Raw genomic sequence first — 18,331 nt, 5'->3', positions numbered from 1 at the left:
GCGGCCCCCCCCCGGGGGGGGCCCCCGGGGCCCCCCCCCCCCCCCCCCCCCCCCGCCCCCCCCCCCCCCCCCCCCCCCCCCCCCCCCCCCCCACAAGCACCGCCCCCCACAAGCGCCACCCGCCCCCGACAAGCCCGCCCCGCCGCCCCGGAGCTCACAACGGCACGATGTCCGGTGCCCCCAGCCGCGCCGCGTCCGCCGTCAGGTCGTCGGGCTGCCGCTGCGACTCCCGCTCGGCCTCCACCCGCTTCTCGTAGTGCTGGACCTCCCGCTCGATCTGGTCCTTGTCCCAGCCGAGTACCGGTGCCATCAGCTCGGCCGCGTCCCGGGCGCTGCGCGTGCCCCGGTCGAAGGTCTCGATGGAGATGCGGGTGCGCCTGGTCAGCACGTCGTCCAGGTGCCGCGCGCCCTCGTGCGAGGCGGCGTAGACGATCTCGGCGCGCAGATAGTCGTCGGCCGCGGGGAGCGGCTCGCCCAGTGACGGGTCCCGGACGATGAGGTCGAGGATCTCCTCCGCCATCGAGCCGTACCGGTTCAGCAGATGCTCGACCCGCACCACGTGCAGGCCCGTCCGCGCCGCGGTGCGCGCCCGCGCGTTCCACAGCGCCCGGTAGCCCTCCGCGCCCAGCAGCGGCACCTCCTCCGTGACGCACTCGGCGACCCGCAGGTCCAGTCCGTGCACGGCCGCGTCGACGGCGTCCTTGGCCATCACCCGGTACGTCGTGTACTTGCCGCCCGCCACGACGACGAGCCCGGGCACCGGATGGGCGACGGTGTGCTCGCGGGACAGCTTGCTGGTGGCGTCCGACTCACCCGCGAGCAGTGGTCGCAGGCCGGCGTACACGCCCTGCACGTCGTCACGGGTGAGCGGCACGGCGAGGACGGAGTTCACGTGCTCCAGCAGGTAGTCGATGTCCGCGCTGGAAGCGGCCGGGTGGGCCTTGTCGAGGTCCCAGTCGGTGTCGGTGGTGCCGACGATCCAGTGCCGGCCCCAGGGGATGACGAACAGCACCGACTTCTCGGTACGCAGGATCAGTCCGGTCGTGGAGTGGATCCGGTCCTTCGGCACGACGAGGTGGATGCCCTTGGAGGCGCGGACGTGGAACTGTCCCCGCTCGCCCACCATGGCCTGGGTGTCGTCGGTCCACACGCCCGTGGCGTTGACGACCTGCCGGGCGCGGACCTCGTACTCCCCGCCCCCCTCGACGTCCTGCACCCGGGCACCCACGACCCGTTCGCCCTCGCGCAGGAAATCCGTCACGCGCGCGCGGTTGGCGGCCTTCGCCCCGTACGCCACCGCCGTGCGCACCAGTGTGGCGACGAAGCGGGCGTCGTCCATCTGGGCGTCGTAGTACTGCAACGCGCCGACCAGCGCCTCCTTCTTCAAGGCGGGCGCCACGCGCAGGGCGTGACGGCGGCTCAGGTGACGGTGCGTCGGCAGGCCCCGGCCGTGCCCGCGCGCCATGGACATCGCGTCGTAGAGCGCGACGCCCGAGCCGGCGTACAGCCGCTCCCAGCCCTTGTGCTGGAGCGGGTACAGGAAGGGAACCGGTTTGACCAGGTGCGGGGCCAGCCGCTCCAGGAGCAGTCCGCGCTCCTTCAGCGCCTCGCGGACGAGGGCGAAGTCGAGCATCTCCAGATAGCGCAGTCCACCGTGGATCAGTTTGCTGGACCGGCTCGACGTGCCCGACGCCCAGTCACGCGCCTCGACGAGACCCGTGGACAGGCCGCGCGTGACGGCGTCGAGGGCGGTGCCCGCGCCGACCACGCCGCCTCCCACGACGAGCACGTCCAGTTCGCGCTCGGCCATGGCCGCCAGTGACTCGGCTCGCTGCTCCGGCCCCAGTGTCGCTGTCCTCACCGCTGCCTCCCACTGTCGGTCACGTCGGCCGCACCGTTCACGGCGAGGCCCGGTCCCTTACCCCCATGCCCAAATTCTGACCGCGTTGCCCGACTTCAGCCACCACTCGCCCCCAGCCTGTGGACAACTCTCACGGAACCGGAGCCGGCCTGCCGGAAAACACCGCCGACCAGCACAGCCGATCCACCGACGGTCAGTACCGACGACCAATGCCAACGACCAACGCCGTCGACCAACGCCGCCGCTCGTCCGAGCCGGTCAACACGGGCGATCAACACAGCCGATCAATCCCACATAACGGTCATATTTACTCCTAGTCTGACATTGCGCTCGCCCGTTCTGTCCACTGGGCTTGCGCGCCTGTCCCGCTTCGGTTATTGGGAAGGACGGCCCACGCCATGCCCGCAGATCTCGCCGTCATCGGACTCGGCCCGCTCGGCCTGCCCCTGGCCCAGGCCGCCGTGGCCGTCGGCATCCCGACACTCGGCTACCGCACCGGTCCCGAGGCGGGCACCCTCAGCCCCGCCGAACTGCGCCGGATGCTCTCGGGTGGCTTCCGGCCCGCCACCGACCCCGCCGAGCTGGGCCGGGTGCGTACCGCCGTCATCTGCGCGCCCACCCCGCGCGACGCGGACGGCGGACTCGACCTGAGCCAGGTGGAGGCGGCCGCCCGCACCCTGGCCGGACACCTGCGCCCGCACACCACCGTGATCCTTGAGTCGCCCGTCTACCCGGGGACGACCGAGGAATTCCTGCGCCCCCTCCTGGAGGAGATGTCCGGCCTGCGCGCGGGACGCGACTTCCACCTCGCGTACTCCCCCAGCCGCGTCGATCCGGGCCGCCGCGACTTCACCCCCGTCAACACCCCGAAGGTCATCGGCGGCCTCACCCCGGCCTGCACCGAGTCCGCCGCCGCCTTCTACGGCCGCCTCACCGACAAGGTGGTCCGCGCGCGTGGCCTCAGGGAAGCGGAGACCGTGCAGCTCCTGGAGACCAACTTCCGGCACGTCAACATCGCCCTCGTCAACGAGATGGCCGTCCTCTGCCACGACCTCGGCGTCGACCTGTGGGACGTCATCCGCTGCGCCGAGACCAAGCCGTTCGGCTTCCAGGCGTTCCGCCCCGGCCCCGGTGTCGGCGGCCACTCCGTCCCCGTCGACCGCACCGGCCACCCCGGCGGCCCCCTTCGCATGGTGGAGCTGGCCCAGCAGGTCAACCACCGCATGCCCCGCTACGTCGTCCAGCGCGCCGCCGCCCTCCTCAACGAGCACGGCAAGTCCGCGCGCGGCGCCCGCGTCCTGCTGCTCGGCGTCACCTACAAGCCCGACCTCGCCGACCAGCAGAACACCCCCGCGCACGAGATCGCGATCCGCCTCATGGAACTCGGCGCCGCCGTCAGCTACCACGACCCGCACGTCCCGTCCTGGAACGTCCTCGACCGCCCGGTCCCCCGCGCCGACTCCCTCTACGAGGCCGCCGCCGACGCCGACCTGACGATCCTCCTCCAGCAGCACCGCACGTACGACCTCCAGGGCCTGTCGGTGAAGGCCCAGCTGCTGCTGGACACGCGGGGGGCCACGCCCACGGGGGCGGCGCACCGGTTGTGAAGCGGGGCGCGCGGGACGGGCAGGGCTCCGGGGGCTGGTGGCAGCCGCCCCTGCCCGCGGGGACCGTACGGAAGCAGGGGGAGCCCACCGCAGCGGTCACTGCGGCAGGCTCCTGGATGGATCACGGAGTGTCCGCCCGCAGGTTGTGTGGGGGCGGCCGCTCACCATCCGAACATCCGCAAGATCTACCTCCTCCGGCACCTCACCGTCCACAGACGGATCCGGTCCCAGTGGGTGGGCTTGCGGTCGCCTCCCATGGGGGCCCCTTCCACGAAGCCGCCCCCGACCAGCCCGTTCTGGCCGCGAGGGCAACCACGCGCCCCGCTCCGCACCACGCACCCCCGCCCGCCCGGACACACAGGAGGGGCCGGTCACCTCACGTGCGTGAGGTGACCGGCCCCTACGGGGTCTGACAGGGACTACCGGCGGTGCACCGAGTCCGCCACCGTCACCTCGACGCGCTGGAACTCCTTCAGCTCGCTGTAGCCGGTGGTGGCCATGGCGCGGCGCAGGGCGCCGAAGAAGTTCATGGAGCCGTCCGGGGTGTGGGACGGGCCGGTGAGGACCTCCTCGATGGTGCCGACCGTGCCGAGGCCGACCTTCTTGCCGCGCGGCAGCTCCTCGTTGACGGCTTCCATGCCCCAGTGGTGGCCTCGGCCCGGCGCGTCGGTCGCGCGGGCCAGCGGGGAGCCCATCATCACGGCGTCGGCGCCGCAGGCGATCGCCTTGGGCAGGTCGCCGGACCAGCCGACACCGCCGTCCGCGATCACGTGCACGTACCGGCCGCCGGACTCGTCCATGTAGTCACGGCGGGCGGCCGCGACGTCGGCCACGGCCGTGGCCATCGGGACCTGGATGCCGAGCACGCTGCGCGTGGTGTGCGCGGCGCCGCCGCCGAAGCCGACCAGGACGCCGGCCGCGCCGGTGCGCATCAGGTGCAGGGCCGCCGTGTAGGTGGCGCAGCCGCCGACGATCACCGGCACGTCGAGCTCGTAGATGAACTGCTTCAGGTTCAGCGGCTCGTGCGAACCCGACACGTGCTCCGCGGAGACCGTCGTACCGCGGATGACGAAGATGTCCACGCCCGCGTCCACGACGGCCTTGGAGAACTGGGCCGTGCGCTGCGGGGAGAGCGCGGCCGCGGTGACCACGCCCGAGTCGCGCACCTCCTTGATGCGCTGCCCGATCAGCTCCTCCTTGATGGGAGCGGCGTAGATCTCCTGGAGGCGCCGGGTCGCGGTGTCCGCGTCCAGCTCGGCGATCTCGTCGAGCAGCGGCTGCGGGTCCTCGTACCGCGTCCACAGGCCCTCGAGGTTCAGCACGCCCAGGCCGCCCAGCTCACCGATGCGGATCGCGGTGGCCGGGGAGACGACCGAGTCCATGGGGGCGGCGAGGAACGGCAGCTCGAAACGGTAGGCGTCGATCTGCCAGGCGATCGAGACCTCCTTCGGGTCCCGCGTACGGCGGCTGGGGACGACGGCGATGTCGTCGAAGGCATACGCCCGGCGGCCGCGCTTGCCGCGCCCGATCTCGATCTCAGTCACGTCTGTGGCCTTTCCCTGATGCGTTCAGCGTCTTCCAGTATCGCCGACGGGTACGACAGGGGCGGCCCCGGATGATCCGGGGCCGCCCTCACACGTCCTGAACACGCTCCACGCGCGCGTGCCTCACGTCCGTCGTCTCTCGGCACTCCGGCCCGAGCCGCCTCTCGGTGCTCTGGCCGAAGCCACCTCTTGGCGCTCCGGCCTCAGCCACCTCTTGGCGCCGCGGTCCGGAGCTACCGCTTGGCGCTGTAGTTCGGCGCCTCGACCGTCATCTGAATGTCGTGCGGGTGGCTCTCCTTCAGACCCGCCGAGGTGATCCGGACGAACCGGCCGTTGGCCTGGAGCTCCGGCACGGTGCGGCCGCCGACGTAGAACATCGACTGGCGCAGGCCGCCGACCAGCTGGTGGACCACGGAGGACAGCGGGCCGCGGTAGGGCACCTGGCCCTCGATGCCCTCGGGGACCAGCTGCTCGTCGGAGGCGACGCCCTCCTGGAAGTAGCGGTCCTTGGAGAACGACTTGCGGTCGCCGCGGGTCTGCATGGCACCGAGGGAGCCCATGCCGCGGTAGGACTTGAACTGCTTGCCGTTGATGAACAGCAGCTCGCCCGGCGACTCCTCGCAGCCCGCGAGCAGCGAGCCCAGCATCACCGTGTCGGCGCCCGCGACGAGGGCCTTGGCGATGTCGCCGGAGTACTGCAGGCCGCCGTCGCCGATGACCGGGACGCCGGCCTCCTTGGCGGCGAGCGAGGCCTCGTAGATGGCGGTGACCTGCGGGACGCCGATGCCGGCGACCACGCGGGTCGTACAGATGGAGCCCGGACCGACACCGACCTTGATGGCGTCGGCGCCCGCGTCGACGAGGGCCTGGGCGCCGTCGCGGGTGGCGACGTTGCCGCCGATGACGTCCACGCGCGTGTGGTTGGACTTGATCTTGGCGATCATGTCGCCGACCAGCCGGGAGTGGCCGTGCGCGGTGTCGACGACGATGAAGTCGACGCCCGCCTCGATCAGGGCCTGGGCGCGCTCGAAGGCGTCACCGGCCACACCGACGGCGGCACCGACCAGGAGGCGGCCCTCGGCGTCCTTCGCGGCACGCGGGTACTTCTCCGCCTTGACGAAGTCCTTGACGGTGATCAGGCCCTTGAGGACGCCCTCGTCGTCGACCAGCGGAAGCTTCTCGATCTTGTGCCTGCGCAGCAACTCCATGGCGTCGGTGCCGGAGATGCCGACCTTGCCGGTGACCAGCGGCATCGGCGTCATGACCTCGCGGACGCGGCGCGTGCGGTCGGTCTCGAAGGCCATGTCACGGTTGGTGACGATGCCGAGCAGCTTCTTGCTGCCGTCGGTCACCGGGACGCCGCTGATGCGGAACTTGGCGCAGATCGCGTCGGCCTCGGCGAGCGTGGCGTCCGGGTGGATGGTGATCGGGTCGGTCACCATGCCGGACTCGGACCGCTTGACCAGGTCGACCTGGTTGGCCTGGTCCTCGATCGAGAGGTTGCGGTGCAGTACGCCGACGCCGCCCTGGCGGGCCATCGCGATCGCCATGCGCGACTCGGTGACCTTGTCCATGGCGGCGGACAGGAGCGGGATGTTGACCCGCACGTTCTTGGAGACGTACGAGGCGGTGTCGATCTCGTCAGGAGCCATGTCCGACGGGCCCGGCAGCAGCAGCACGTCGTCGTAGGTCAGCCCGAGTGTCGCGAATTTGTCGGGCACTCCGTCGACGTTGGCAGTCATGACACCTTCCCCAAATGGCCTTGATCGGTGCGGATGTCCATGCTAACGGGAAGCGCGCCTCCCTCATTCCACGATTCCACGGTCCTGGATCACCCGCGGCTTCGTATGTTCGTACGGAACGGTCGGGGCGCCTGTTCAAGAAAGGCGGCCCGGGCCAGGGGTTTACTGCTCGGCGAGCGCCCGCAGCCTGCTCAGCGCACGGTGCTGGGCCACGCGGACGGCCCCGGGTGACATTCCCAACATCTGGCCGGTCTCCTCGGCCGTGAGCCCCACCGCGATGCGCAGCAAAAGCAGCTCCCGCTGGTTCTCCGGCAGGTTGGCCAGCAGTTTCTTCGCCCATTCGGCGTCGCTGCTCAGCAGGGCCCGCTCCTCCGGGCCCAGCGAGTCGTCCGGCCTCTCGGGCATCTCGTCGGACGGCACCGCCGTCGAGCCGGGGTGGCGCATCGCCGCGCGCTGGAGGTCGGCGACCTTGTGGGCGGCGATGGCGAAGACGAAGGCCTCGAAGGGCCGGCCGGTGTCCTTGTAGCGCGGCAGGGCCAGGAGGACGGCCACGCAGACCTCCTGGGCGAGGTCCTCCACGAAGTGGCGCGCGTCGCCGGGGAGCCGGGACAGCCGGGTGCGGCAGTAGCGCAGCGCCAGGGGGTGGACGTGGGCCAGCAGGTCGTGGGTGGCCTGCTCGTCGCCGTCGACGGCGCGATGCACGAGTCCGCCGATCGCCCCCTGGGCACGGACCGCCTCGTCTTCGCGCATCGGTCCATGGTGCACTGCGGCCGAACCGGCCGCGGCACCGTGCCCGTCGTTGTGCACCGAAGCGTTATGAGCAGGTGCGCCGGAACTCATCCCCTGCGCCCTCCCCTTCCGCTCGACCGACTCGTCCCCGAGGAACTCCACACCTCAAGGATGCGGCATCCGCGGCGAAACGAGCAGCGGGCACCCGGCGAGGCCCTGTGCCACCCCCGCCCGCCGGTCGGCGGACGGGGGTTTCCCGCAAGCCCTCGACCCCGTGCGACCTGGGAGGTTCGCCCATGGCCCACCCCCCTTCGCTGTCGTCGGCTTGCTCCGAAAGGGTCCGCGCTAGCGGACCAGCCCCCAGCGGAAACCGAGCGCGACGGCGTGCGCGCGGTCCGAGGCGCCGAGCTTCTTGAACAGCCGGCGGGCGTGGGTCTTGACCGTGTCCTCCGAGAGGAACAGTTCGCGGCCGATCTCGGCGTTGGAACGGCCGTGGCTCATGCCCTCGAGCACCTGGATCTCGCGCGCGGTGAGCGTGGGCGCGGCGCCCATCTCGGCGGACCGCAGCCGACGCGGGGCGAGCCGCCAGGTCGGGTCGGCGAGGGCCTGTGTGACGGTCGCGCGCAGCTCGGCGCGCGAGGCGTCCTTGTGCAGGTAGCCGCGGGCGCCGGCGGCGACCGCGAGTGCGACGCCGTCGAGGTCCTCGGCGACGGTCAGCATGATGATGCGCGCGCCGGGGTCGGCGGACAGCAGTCGCCGGACCGTCTCGACGCCCCCCAGTCCGGGCATGCGCACGTCCATCAGAATCAGGTCCGAGCGGTCGGCGCCCCAGCGGCGGAGGACTTCCTCGCCGTTGGCCGCTGTCGTCACGCGCTCGACGCCGGGCACGGTCGCGACCGCGCGGCGGAGCGCCTCTCGGGCAAGCGGGGAGTCGTCGCAGACGAGGACGGAAGTCATGGCCGTCCTCCGCAGCTGATGCGCGTCACCTTGTGCCTCCAGGCTGGTACGAATCGTCACCTGTGCGGTCGACCGTCTCGGACGCCTGCCCGAGCGTTTGTGTTTTCAACCGCCTCCGCACTCTCAACGATGGTCACTCGAAAGAGTTACGGGGCTGCGTGCACTCTTCGGCACTCTACGTGAGGGGGCGGACACGGTGGAGGCAGCCACACGGACCCTCAAGCTTTCACCACAACCCGTGCCCCGTTTAGCCCTATTTCTTCCCATTCACTGGTGTCTGAGGCTAGATTCGCAATGAGTCATATTTTCATCTCCTTAGATCGTAGTTGTACGGTCGTGGACACCGTATCCGCTCAACACGGCTACAAGGGGTCACGCAATGGCAGATTTCTCCCGCCTTCCCGGACCGAACGCGGACCTGTGGGACTGGCAGCTCCTGGCCGCCTGCCGCGGGGTGGACAGCTCGCTCTTCTTCCATCCGGAGGGTGAGCGCGGGGCGGCGCGGAGCGCTCGCGAGAACTCGGCCAAGGAGGTCTGCATGAGATGCCCGGTCCGTGCGCAGTGCGCGGCGCACGCCTTGGCGGTGAGAGAGCCGTACGGCGTGTGGGGCGGGCTGACCGAGGACGAGCGCGAGGAGCTCATGGGCCGGGCGCGCCACCGCCTGGTCTCGGCGTCGACCGGCGGAGACACCGCTCGGAACACCTGAAGGAACGTTTCTGCACAAGTTCGGGGCACGCACGCGCGTGCCCTCGCCGTTTCCGCGGGTCCTGCCGCGGCCTCTGCCTCCACGGCCCTTGCCGTCGCTTCCCCCTACGGCCGCTGCCCCTGTCGCCCTGCCGCCGCTTCCCCCTACCGCCGCCGCTGCTCCACGGCCTCCGCCGCCTCGCCCTACGGCCGCTGCCCCTGCCGCCGCCTTCCCCTTACGGCTGTTTCCTCTGCGGCCCCTGCTGTGCTGCCGCCCGTCCCAGTTGCTCCAGGGTCGCCGCCACCGCCGGCACCTGGGCCAGGTCGGGCAGGGTGAGGGCGACGATCTCGCGGCGGACCGCCGGCTCCAGCGTGACCGCGCGGGCCCCGCGCGGCCGTACGGACTCGATCGCGAGCTGGGGCAGGACGGCGACGCCGAGGCCGGCGCCGACAAGGCCGGCGACCGCGGGGTAGTCGTCGGTCGCGAAGTCGATGCGGGGGGTGAAGCCCGCGCCCTCGCACACCTCCACCAACTGGCCCCGGCAGCGCGGGCAGCCCGCGATCCACGGTTCCCGGGCGAGTTCGCCGATGGCGAGGGACCCCGCGCGCGCGAGGCGGTGCCGTTCCGGCAGGAGGGCGACCAGGCGGTCGGTCAGCAGAGGGCGCACGACGAGGTCGGCCCACTCCTCGGCGCCCGCCGCCCCCTCGTAGCGGAAGGCGAGGGCCACGTCGCAGTCGCCGACGCGCAGCTTGTCGACGGACTCGGGCGGCTCGGCCTCCTCCAGGGAGACCCGGGTCCCGGGGTGCGCCGCGCGCAGGGCGGCCAGCGCGGTCGGTACGAGCGTGGAGCTGCCGCTGGGGAAGGAGACGAGGCGGACCCGGCCGGCGCGCAGGCCGGCGATGGCGGCGACCTCCTCCTCGGCGGCGGTGAGCCCCGCGAGGATGCCGGCCGCGTGCCGCACGAGCGCCTCGCCGGCCTGGGTCAGACGCATCTCGCGGCCGCTGCGCACCAGCAGGGGCGTGCCGACGGAGGCCTCCAGGGCCTTCATCTGCTGGCTGACCGCCGGCTGCGTGCAGCCCAGCTCGCGGCCGGCCGCCGAGAAGGAGCCGGTGGCGGCCACGGTGCGCAGGACACGGAGATGACGGGCCTCGATCACTCTTCGAATATAAGTGAGTCTTGGGTACGGCCGCGCATAATGCGTGGACACTTTCACCTCGACTGGCCTAGCGTGTGCGGGCATGAGGCTTCTGTCCGTGAACGTGGGCCGCCCGAAGAGCGTGCCGTACTCGAACCACCCCGAGGGCGTCACCGGCATCGACAAGCGACCGGTCGACGGGCCGGTGCGGGTCTCGGCGCCCGGGCCGAAGGGTACGGCGGGGAGCGGTCTCGCCGGGGACGCGGTGTGCAACCTGCGCCACCACGGCGGGAACGACCAGGCGGTGTACGCGGTCGCTCGTGAGGACCTCGACGACTGGGAGCGCGAGCTGGGGCGCACGCTGCCCGACGGCGCGTTCGGCGAGAACCTCACCACCACCGGTCTGGACGTCTCCGGCGCGCGGATCGGCGAACGCTGGCGGATCGGCTCCGAGGTGGTGCTGGAGGTGACCTCCGGGCGGATTCCCTGCCAGACCTTCCAGGGCCATGTGGGTGAGCAGGGCTGGGTGAAGCGGTTCACGCGGAAGGCCGCGACGGGCGCGTACCTGCGGGTGATCGTGCCGGGCGAGATCCGCGCGGGGGATCCGGTGGAGATCGTCCACCTGCCGGAGCACGACGTGACGGCGCGCATGGAGTTCCAGGCCTCCACCACGCACCGGGAGCTGCTGCCGCGGTTGCTGGCGGCGGGTGAGGCGCTGCACCCGGAGGCGCTCGCGGCGGCCCGGAAGTACGTGGCCGAGCACGGCGGCTGAACCGTCGTCACGCCGGACGCGCACACGGCGCCTTCACCTTCTGGAGGCGCCGTGCAGAGAACGGACGCCCTCAGTCCGGGTCACTACCCTTCTGCCATGACAACGGCTCTGATTACGGGTTCGACCGCGGGCATCGGCGCCGCGTTCGCGCGGCGGCTGGCGGCGGACGGGCATGACCTCGTCCTCGTCGCCCGGGACACCAAGCGGCTGCGCGAGCAGGCGACCGAGTTGCACGACCGGCACGGCATCGAAGCGGAGGTACTGACGGCCGACCTCGCCGAGGACGAGGGGATCGAGGCGGTGGCCGCCCGGCTCGGCGACCGCAGGAACCCCGTCGACCTGCTCGTCAACAACGCGGGCTTCGGCAACAAGGGCCGCTATCTCGACGTACCGATGGCCGACGAGCTGAGGATGCTCAAGGTGCACTGCGAGGCGGTGCTGCGGCTGACGTCGGCGGCGACCGCGACGATGCGGGAGCGGGAGCGCGGGGGTGTCGTCAACGTCGCCTCGGTGGCCGCCTTCCTGCCGCGCGGGACCTACGGGGCGTCCAAGGCGTGGGTCGTGCAGTTCACCCAGGGCGCCGCCAAGGACCTGGCGGGCAGCGGGGTGCGGTTGATGGCGCTGTGCCCGGGGTTCGTGCGGACGGAGTTCCACGAGCGGGCCGGGATGGGGACGGACAACATCCCGAAGTGGATGTGGCTGGACGCGGACAAGCTGGTGGCCGCGGCGCTGCACGACCTGGCGCGCGGGAAGTCGGTGTCGATCCCCGATCCGCGGTACAAGGCGCTGATGGGCGTCGCGAAGATGGTGCCGCGGGGGCTCCTCGGCGGGATCAGCTCCCGGACGGGGCGGAAGTACGGGCCGCAGTAGCGGGCGGGTGACGTCGGCGCTCCGGTGGGAAAATGGGCGTGACACACCGGACCCAGGGGGGCCGGAGGCGGCGCCATGACATTCGTACAGCTCATCGACTGCAAGACGAGCCGGTTCGACGAGATGAACCGGCTGCTGGACTCATGGGTCGAACAGACCAAGGGGAAGCGGACCGCGACGCACGCGCTGGTGGCCAAGGACCGGTCGGACGCCTCGCACCTGATCGAGATCGTGGAGTTCCCGTCGTACGAGGAGGCGATGCGGAACTCGAACCTCCCGGAGACCGACCGCATCTTCCGGGACATGGTGGCCCTGTGCGACGAGATGCCGATCTTCACCGACCTCGACGTCGTACGGGACGAACAGCTCAACCGGGTGGTGGCGCGGGAGTACTTCGAGGACCTCGGCCGGACCGACATCGACCGGCTGTTCGAGCGGATCACGGATGACTACGTCGACCACGACCCCGCCAATCCGCAGGACACGGGGCTGCGGGCGGCGCGCGAGGAGGTCGTGGGCTGGCGGCGGGCCTTCGACTTCTCGATACGAGTCGACGACCAGATCGCCCAGGAGGACCTGGTGTGCACGCGCTGGACGTGGACCGGCCGCCACAAGGGCGACTTCCTGGGCATCCCGGCCACCGGACAGGAGTGCGTCATGACCGGCACGACCTGGCACCGGTTCCGGGACGGGCAGATCTGCGAGGCGTGGTGGCAGTACGACCGGGCGGGACTGATGGAGCAGCTGGGGGTTCTCGGTCAGTAGCCCGCGAGGTTCCCTCACAGGGCTCGGTCGACCGGGATGCCCGCGTGGTGCGGGTTGGCGCATCTTTTCCGGTCGACTCCGCTGGACAACGCGAAGGCCCGGCGCCCCTTCCGGGGCGCCGGGCCTCAGTACTGACGTGGGTCAGTGGGAGTGGCCGTGGCCGTGGCCCGCGGCGGCCGGCTCCTCCTCTTCCTTCTTCTCGACGACCAGGGTCTCGGTCGTGAGGAGGAGGGAGGCGATGGAGGCGGCGTTCTCCAGGGCGGAGCGGGTGACCTTGACCGGGTCGATGACGCCGGCCTTGACCAGGTCGCCGTACTCGCCGGTGGCGGCGTTGAAGCCCTGGCCCTTCTCGAGCTCGGCGACCTTGGAGGTGATGACGTAACCCTCCAGGCCGGCGTTCTCGGCGATCCAGCGCAGCGGCTCGACGGCGGCGCGGCGCACGACGGCGACACCGGTGGCCTCGTCGCCGGTCTTGCCGAGGTTGCCCTCGAGGACCTTCACGGCGTGGACCAGCGCGGAACCACCACCGGAGACGATGCCCTCCTCGACCGCGGCGCGGGTCGCGGAGATGGCGTCCTCCAGACGGTGCTTCTTCTCCTTCAGCTCCACCTCGGTGGCGGCGCCGACCTTGATCACGCACACGCCGCCGGCCAGCTTCGCGAGGCGCTCCTGGAGCTTCTCGCGGTCCCAGTCGGAGTCGGTGTTCTCGATCTCGGCCTTGATCTGCGCGACGCGGCCCTGGACGTCCTCGGACTTGCCGGCGCCGTCGACGATCGTGGTGTCGTCCTTGGTGACGGTGACGCGGCGGGCGGAGCCGAGCACGTCGACGCCGACCTGGTCGAGCTTGAGGCCGACCTCCTCGGAGATGACGGTGGCGCCGGTGAGGGTGGCCATGTCCTGCAGCATCGCCTTGCGGCGGTCACCGAAGCCGGGGGCCTTGACGGCGACCGCGTTGAAGGTGCCGCGGATCTTGTTGACGACGAGGGTGGAGAGGGCTTCGCCCTCGACGTCCTCGGCGATGATCAGCAGCGGCTTGGAGGAGTTGGTCTGGATGACCTTCTCCAGCAGCGGCAGCAGGTCGGCGATGGAGGAGATCTTGCCCTGGTTGATGAGGATGTACGGGTCCTCCAGGACGGCCTCCATGCGCTCCTGGTCCGTCACGAAGTACGGCGACAGGTAGCCCTTGTCGAAGGCCATGCCCTCGGTGAAGTCCAGCTCCAGACCGAAGGTGTTGGACTCCTCGACGGTGATGACACCGTCCTTGCCGACCTTGTCCATCGCCTCGGCGATGAGCTCGCCGACCTGCTGGTCCTGGGCGGACAGACCGGCCACGGCGGCGATGTCGGACTTCTCGTCGATCGGGCGGGCCGAGGCGAGCAGCTCGTCGGAGACGGCCTTGACCGCCGCGTCGATGCCCTTCTTCAGGGCGGCCGGGGAGGCGCCGGCGGCGACGTTCTTCAGACCCTCGCGGACCAGGGCCTGGGCCAGCACGGTGGCGGTGGTGGTGCCGTCACCCGCGATGTCGTTGGTCTTGGTCGCCACCTCCTTCACCAGCTGCGCGCCGAGGTTCTCGTACGGGTCCTCGATCTCGACCTCACGGGCGATCGTGACACCGTCGTTGGTGATGGTGGGGGCACCGAACTTCTTGTCGATGACGACGTTGCGACCCTTGGGGCCGATCGTCACCTTGACCGTGTCGGCCAGCTTGTTGACGCCGCGCTCGAGGGCGCGACGGGCGTCCTCGTCGAACTTCAGGATCTTCGCCATGACAGCGGGAGCCCTCTCGGAAATCTGTGGGTGGAAAAGACACTGCGCCCCGGGCGCCCGGCTTCTCAAGTGGTCGCGGGGGCCAGGGGCGCAGCTTCAAGCAACAAAATGTGCTTCCGGAATGTCCGGGTGACTTACTTCTCGATGATCGCGAGAACGTCGCGAGCCGAGAGGACGAGGTACTCCTCGCCGTTGTACTTCACCTCGGTGCCGCCGTACTTGCTGTACAGGACGACGTCGCCGACCTTGACGTCGAGCGGCAGGCGCTCGCCGTTCTCGAAGCGGCCCGGGCCCACGGCGAGGACGGCGCCCTCCTGGGGCTTCTCCTTCGCGGTGTCCGGGATGACCAGGCCAGAGGCCGTGGTCTGCTCGGCGTCGAGCGGCTGGACCACGATGCGGTCCTCGAGCGGCTTGATGGCAACCTTGGAGCTGGCGGTCGTCACGATCCGACCTCCCCCTTCGGAGATCTCACGGGGTTAACTGTCTGAGGTGGCGACCAGGTGGATCCGTCGTCGCGGGTGCCGGACCTGCCCGTCGCGTTGTTGGCACTCTCCAGTGGGGAGTGCCAGGGCTGAGACTATGACCGGGGTTAGCACTCGGTCAAGCGGAGTGCCAATGCCGGCGGCGCGTCGGGGGTTTTTCACGGGCGCCGGGCCGTGCCGGCTTCCGGAGTCCGTGTCGGCGTCGGCGGGGGCTGCCACGCCCGGGACCCCCGCTTCGGCCCCGAACGGGCCTCGTCCCCGAACGCCGGACGGGCTGGACATACCACCCCGGCCCGGGAGGCACTGCCGCACCCATCCCATGCCGCCACATCAGGTGGCCGTCAGAGGTAGTCCTCCAGCCGGCCCACCGTCAGCCCCTGTTCCTGGATCCGCCGCAGCAGTGTCGTCGTCCGTTCCCTGAGGCTCGGGCCCGTCGTCTCGTCGGGGTCGACCGCGATGATGTCGCCGGGGCGGAGGCGGGGGGAGCCGTGGGTGTAACGGAGGTCGGTGGGACCCATGGAGACGCGCCAGAGGACGACCGCCGTGATGCCGCAGCCGGCGGCGGCGCGCAGGGTGGTGGTGTCGTACGTGCCGTAGGGCGGGCGGAAGAGGCGGGGGCGCAGGCCGAAGCGGGATCTGAGTTTGTCCTGCTGACCGCAGATCTCGGCGCGCTGGCCGGCGTAGGGCAGGCCGCGCAGGGCGGGGTGGTCGAGGGTGTGGTTCTGGAGGTTCGCGCCGACGGACCGCAGGCGCGCGAAGTGGGCGTAGGCCGGGCCGGCCACGCTGTCGGTCAGGAACATGGTGACCGGGAGGCGGAGCTCGCGGACCATGTCGACGAAGCGGGGGTCGCGTTCGGCGCCGTCGTCGTAGGTGAGGAAGACGACCTTGTCGCGGGTGGGGACGTGGTCGACGACCGGGGGAAGGTGGGGGCGGCGCGCGGGCGGCGGTGAGGTCGGGGCGGGGGTGGGGGCGGGGGCCAGAGGGGACGACAGGCCCCAGCGGCGGTAGGCCGGCCGGGGCGCCTGACCGGGGTGCGGTCGTACGTGTTCCGCCGCCTTTGCGCTCTGGTGTTCGACCGGGTCGGCGGACCGGGCGCAGCCGGTCAGCGTCGCCAGGACCAGCAGGACGGCCACCAACCCCCGCGTGGTCACAGGTAGTCCTCCAGGCGAGCCACCGCGTATCCCTTCTCCGTGACCTTGTTCAGGAACCGGCGGATCATGTCGGGCATCGTGCCCTTCCAGTCGTCCCGGCCGCGGAAGTGGCTCAGGACGATGTCGCCGGGGTGGAGGTCGCGGTCCCACTCCCGGTAGTCCCAGTGGTCGGCGAAGACCTCCGCGTTCCAGAGTGGCGCGTACTTCACGCCGCAGGCCTCAGCGGCACGCAGGGTGTCGCGGTTGTAGCTGCCGTAGGGCGGGCGGAAGAGGGTGGGCCGCTTGCCGTAGCGCTCCTCGATCACGTCCTGCATGCCGCAGATCTCGTGCTTCTGACGCTCGTAGGACAGCCCCGGCAGGTAGGGGTGGTGGAGGGTGTGGTTGTTCAGGCCCACTCCCCCGTCCCGCATCTTCTTGAAGTAGCCGTAGTCGTCCTTGATGAGGTAGTCGCTGAGGAAGGCGGTGTACGGGATCTTCAGCTCGGTCGTCATCCGCAGGAACGCCGGGTCCTTCTCGGCGCCGTCGTCGATGGTGAGGAAGACGACCTTGTGCCGGGTGGGGACGGTGGTGAAGACCGGGGGGAGGCCGAGGTCCTCGTGGTCGTCGACCTCGAAGCCGTCGCGGGTGGGGATGTGCGGTTTCCTCGCGGGGGGTGCGGGGGCCCTCAGCGGGACCTTTCTGAGGCCCCAGCGTTTCGCCGCCGCGACCCGGTCCGCGTAGTCGGCGCGCAGCTTGTCCGCGTACGAGTGCAGGGCGCCCTCCGGCAGGTCCTGGCCGGGCTGCTGACCGGGGGCGGGACGGGCGCCGTCGGGGCCGGGGCCGCCGCCCTGTGCACAGCCCGAGGCGATGGCGGTCAGGGCCAGGACGGCGATGCCACCCCTGAGCCTCACCCGCCGTACGGTCTTTTTATCGTTTTGTACTACTGATCTCATGGCGCCGGATCCTCGCAGTCCCCGCCCAGGAACCCCGCCCGACACCGTGAGCGGAGGCGCACCATCCACCGACTGGCCGACAATGAGCCGGTGAACGACCTCGCTCCCCTCCTCACCCCCGAGGGCCGCGCCCTCCTCGACGCCGTGCGCGGCACCGCCGCCGCCGACGAACTCGCCGTCGCCACCCGGCTGCGCCGCGAGCACCCCGCCGAGCTCGTCTCGGCCGCCCTCGGGCAGGCGCGGCTGCGGCAGCGGGCGGTGGCGAAGTTCGGGGCGGACGCCGAACGGATGTTCTTCACGCCCCACGGGGTCGAGCAGTCGACGCGGGCGAGTGTGGCGACCTATCGGGCCGAGTGCTTCCGGTCGCTGGGCATCCGGTCCGTCGCCGATCTGTGCTGCGGGATCGGCGGTGACGCGATCGCGTTCGCCCGCGCCGGGATCCGGGTGCTGGCCGTCGACCGGGATCCGCTGACCTGCGAGACGGCCCGCGCCAACGCCGCCGCGCTCGGCCTCGCCGATCTGATCGAGGTGCGCGAGGCGGATGTGACCGAGGTCGACACGTCCCCGTACGACGCCGTGTTCGTCGACCCTGCCCGGCGTTCCGGCGCGCGCGGCCGGATCTTCGACCCCGAGGCCTACTCCCCGCCCCTGTCCTGGGCCGTCTCCGCCGCGCTCCGGGCCCCGTTCGCCGCCCTGAAGATCGCGCCCGGCATCCCGCACGAGTCGATCCCCGCGGAGGCCGAGGCCGAGTGGATCTCGGACGCGGGGGACGTGAAGGAGGCCGTGCTGTGGTTCGGCACGGGCCGGACGCCCGGGGCGCGGCGGGCGGTGCTGCTGCCCTCGCACGCCGGCATCCTGGCCACGCCCGACGCCATGCTGCCCGACCCGGACGTACGCCCCCTCGGGCGGTACCTGTACGAGCCCGACGGCGCCGTCATCCGGGCCCACCTGGTCGCCGAGGTGGCAGAGGAGCTGGGGGGCGGGCTGATCGACCCCACCATCGCCTACGTGACCGCGGACGAGCTGCGGCCCACGCCGTACGCCACCGCCTACGAGATCACCGACCAGCTCCACTTCAACGTGAAGAAGTTGAAGGCGCTGCTGCGGGAGCGTGAGGTGGGGATCCTGACCGTGAAGAAGCGGGGGTCGGCGGTGGAGCCGGAGGAGCTGCGCAGGAAGGTCAAACCGCAGGGGCCGAACTCGGCGACCGTGTTCCTGACCCGGGTGGCGGGGGCGCCGACGATGCTCGTCGGTCACCCGGCCTGACCGCTCATCCCCTCCGATCCGTCACCTGCCCGTGCGCTCACCCGCCGGACCCGTCACCCGCCCGAA

General features: G+C 71.2%; 16 protein-coding genes. 6 read left to right on the top strand and 10 right to left on the bottom strand.

Annotated elements, in window-relative coordinates:
- Window positions 1–154: 154 nt before the first annotated feature.
- Complete coding sequence (locus ACIBBD_RS37590; RefSeq protein WP_399424332.1) at window positions 155–1,861, bottom strand: glycerol-3-phosphate dehydrogenase/oxidase; 1,707 nt, start codon at window positions 1,859–1,861, stop codon at window positions 155–157.
- 398 nt (window positions 1,862–2,259) lie between these two features.
- Between ACIBBD_RS37590 and ACIBBD_RS37585 the strand changes: the two genes are divergently transcribed.
- Entirely contained in the window at window positions 2,260–3,468 is a 1,209-nt protein-coding gene (locus ACIBBD_RS37585) for a nucleotide sugar dehydrogenase (RefSeq protein WP_399424330.1), read from the top strand.
- Window positions 3,469–3,887: 419 nt separating this feature from the next.
- Here the strand turns inward: ACIBBD_RS37585 and ACIBBD_RS37580 are convergent, their stop codons facing one another.
- The 4 genes from ACIBBD_RS37580 to ACIBBD_RS37565 form a co-directional block, all read right to left on the bottom strand.
- The gene (locus ACIBBD_RS37580) at window positions 3,888–5,012 is read right to left on the bottom strand and encodes a GuaB3 family IMP dehydrogenase-related protein (protein ID WP_399424328.1); all 1,125 of its coding nucleotides are present in this window, start codon (window positions 5,010–5,012) and stop codon (window positions 3,888–3,890) included.
- Window positions 5,013–5,245: 233 nt separating this feature from the next.
- Window positions 5,246–6,754, bottom strand: coding sequence for an IMP dehydrogenase (guaB, locus tag ACIBBD_RS37575; protein WP_399424326.1), 1,509 nt, complete (start codon window positions 6,752–6,754; stop codon window positions 5,246–5,248).
- Window positions 6,755–6,916: 162 nt separating this feature from the next.
- Window positions 6,917–7,504 (bottom strand): sigma-70 family RNA polymerase sigma factor, encoded by a 588-nt coding sequence (locus ACIBBD_RS37570; protein ID WP_189933450.1) that lies wholly within the window; start codon window positions 7,502–7,504, stop codon window positions 6,917–6,919.
- 324 nt (window positions 7,505–7,828) lie between these two features.
- A complete protein-coding gene (locus tag ACIBBD_RS37565; RefSeq protein WP_003948568.1) occupies window positions 7,829–8,440 on the bottom strand; it encodes a response regulator transcription factor in 612 nt (203 codons plus the stop codon).
- Between the two features lie 379 nt (window positions 8,441–8,819).
- Here ACIBBD_RS37565 and ACIBBD_RS37560 point away from each other — a divergent pair, with 379 nt between their 5' ends.
- Window positions 8,820–9,146 (top strand): WhiB family transcriptional regulator, encoded by a 327-nt coding sequence (locus ACIBBD_RS37560; RefSeq protein WP_399424324.1) that lies wholly within the window; start codon window positions 8,820–8,822, stop codon window positions 9,144–9,146.
- Window positions 9,147–9,360: 214 nt separating this feature from the next.
- Here ACIBBD_RS37560 and ACIBBD_RS37555 read toward each other — a convergent pair whose 3' ends face one another.
- Window positions 9,361–10,281 carry a LysR family transcriptional regulator gene (locus ACIBBD_RS37555; RefSeq protein ID WP_399424322.1) on the bottom strand — a complete coding sequence of 307 codons (921 nt, stop codon included), beginning with the start codon at window positions 10,279–10,281 and terminating at the stop codon, window positions 9,361–9,363.
- Between the two features lie 82 nt (window positions 10,282–10,363).
- Here ACIBBD_RS37555 and ACIBBD_RS37550 point away from each other — a divergent pair, with 82 nt between their 5' ends.
- The 3 genes from ACIBBD_RS37550 (at window position 10,364) to ACIBBD_RS37540 (ending at window position 12,667) form a co-directional block, all read left to right on the top strand.
- Window positions 10,364–11,032, top strand: a complete 669-nt coding sequence (locus ACIBBD_RS37550) for an MOSC domain-containing protein (protein ID WP_399424321.1) — start codon at window positions 10,364–10,366, stop codon at window positions 11,030–11,032.
- Window positions 11,033–11,128: 96 nt separating this feature from the next.
- A complete protein-coding gene (locus tag ACIBBD_RS37545; protein ID WP_399424319.1) occupies window positions 11,129–11,902 on the top strand; it encodes an SDR family NAD(P)-dependent oxidoreductase in 774 nt (257 codons plus the stop codon).
- A 75-nt stretch (window positions 11,903–11,977) separates the two neighbouring features.
- A complete protein-coding gene (locus ACIBBD_RS37540) occupies window positions 11,978–12,667 on the top strand; it encodes an ester cyclase (RefSeq protein ID WP_399424317.1) in 690 nt (229 codons plus the stop codon).
- 141 nt (window positions 12,668–12,808) lie between these two features.
- Here the strand turns inward: ACIBBD_RS37540 and groL are convergent, their stop codons facing one another.
- The 4 genes from groL to ACIBBD_RS37520 all read right to left on the bottom strand — a co-directional run bounded on the left by groL (window position 12,809) and on the right by ACIBBD_RS37520 (window position 16,999).
- Window positions 12,809–14,434 carry a chaperonin GroEL gene (groL, locus tag ACIBBD_RS37535; RefSeq protein ID WP_399424315.1) on the bottom strand — a complete coding sequence of 542 codons (1,626 nt, stop codon included), beginning with the start codon at window positions 14,432–14,434 and terminating at the stop codon, window positions 12,809–12,811.
- Window positions 14,435–14,568: 134 nt separating this feature from the next.
- Entirely contained in the window at window positions 14,569–14,877 is a 309-nt protein-coding gene (gene groES, locus ACIBBD_RS37530; RefSeq protein WP_039652762.1) for a co-chaperone GroES, read from the bottom strand.
- A gap of 380 nt (window positions 14,878–15,257) precedes the next feature.
- Window positions 15,258–16,067 (bottom strand): polysaccharide deacetylase family protein, encoded by an 810-nt coding sequence (locus tag ACIBBD_RS37525; protein ID WP_399424313.1) that lies wholly within the window; start codon window positions 16,065–16,067, stop codon window positions 15,258–15,260.
- Window positions 16,064–16,999 (bottom strand): polysaccharide deacetylase family protein, encoded by a 936-nt coding sequence (locus ACIBBD_RS37520; RefSeq protein ID WP_399424312.1) that lies wholly within the window; start codon window positions 16,997–16,999, stop codon window positions 16,064–16,066. Before ACIBBD_RS37520 ends, ACIBBD_RS37525 begins: the two co-directional genes overlap by 4 nt.
- A gap of 90 nt (window positions 17,000–17,089) precedes the next feature.
- Here ACIBBD_RS37520 and ACIBBD_RS37515 point away from each other — a divergent pair, with 90 nt between their 5' ends.
- The gene (locus tag ACIBBD_RS37515) at window positions 17,090–18,265 is read left to right on the top strand and encodes a methyltransferase domain-containing protein (RefSeq protein WP_399424311.1); all 1,176 of its coding nucleotides are present in this window, start codon (window positions 17,090–17,092) and stop codon (window positions 18,263–18,265) included.
- The last annotated feature ends 66 nt before the right edge of the window (window positions 18,266–18,331 follow it).

Origin of the sequence: Streptomyces sp. NPDC051315 (genome assembly GCF_044455165.1) — a bacterium.
GTDB lineage: Bacteria > Actinomycetota > Actinomycetes > Streptomycetales > Streptomycetaceae > Streptomyces.
This window is presented reverse-complemented; position numbering and strand designations above follow the sequence as displayed.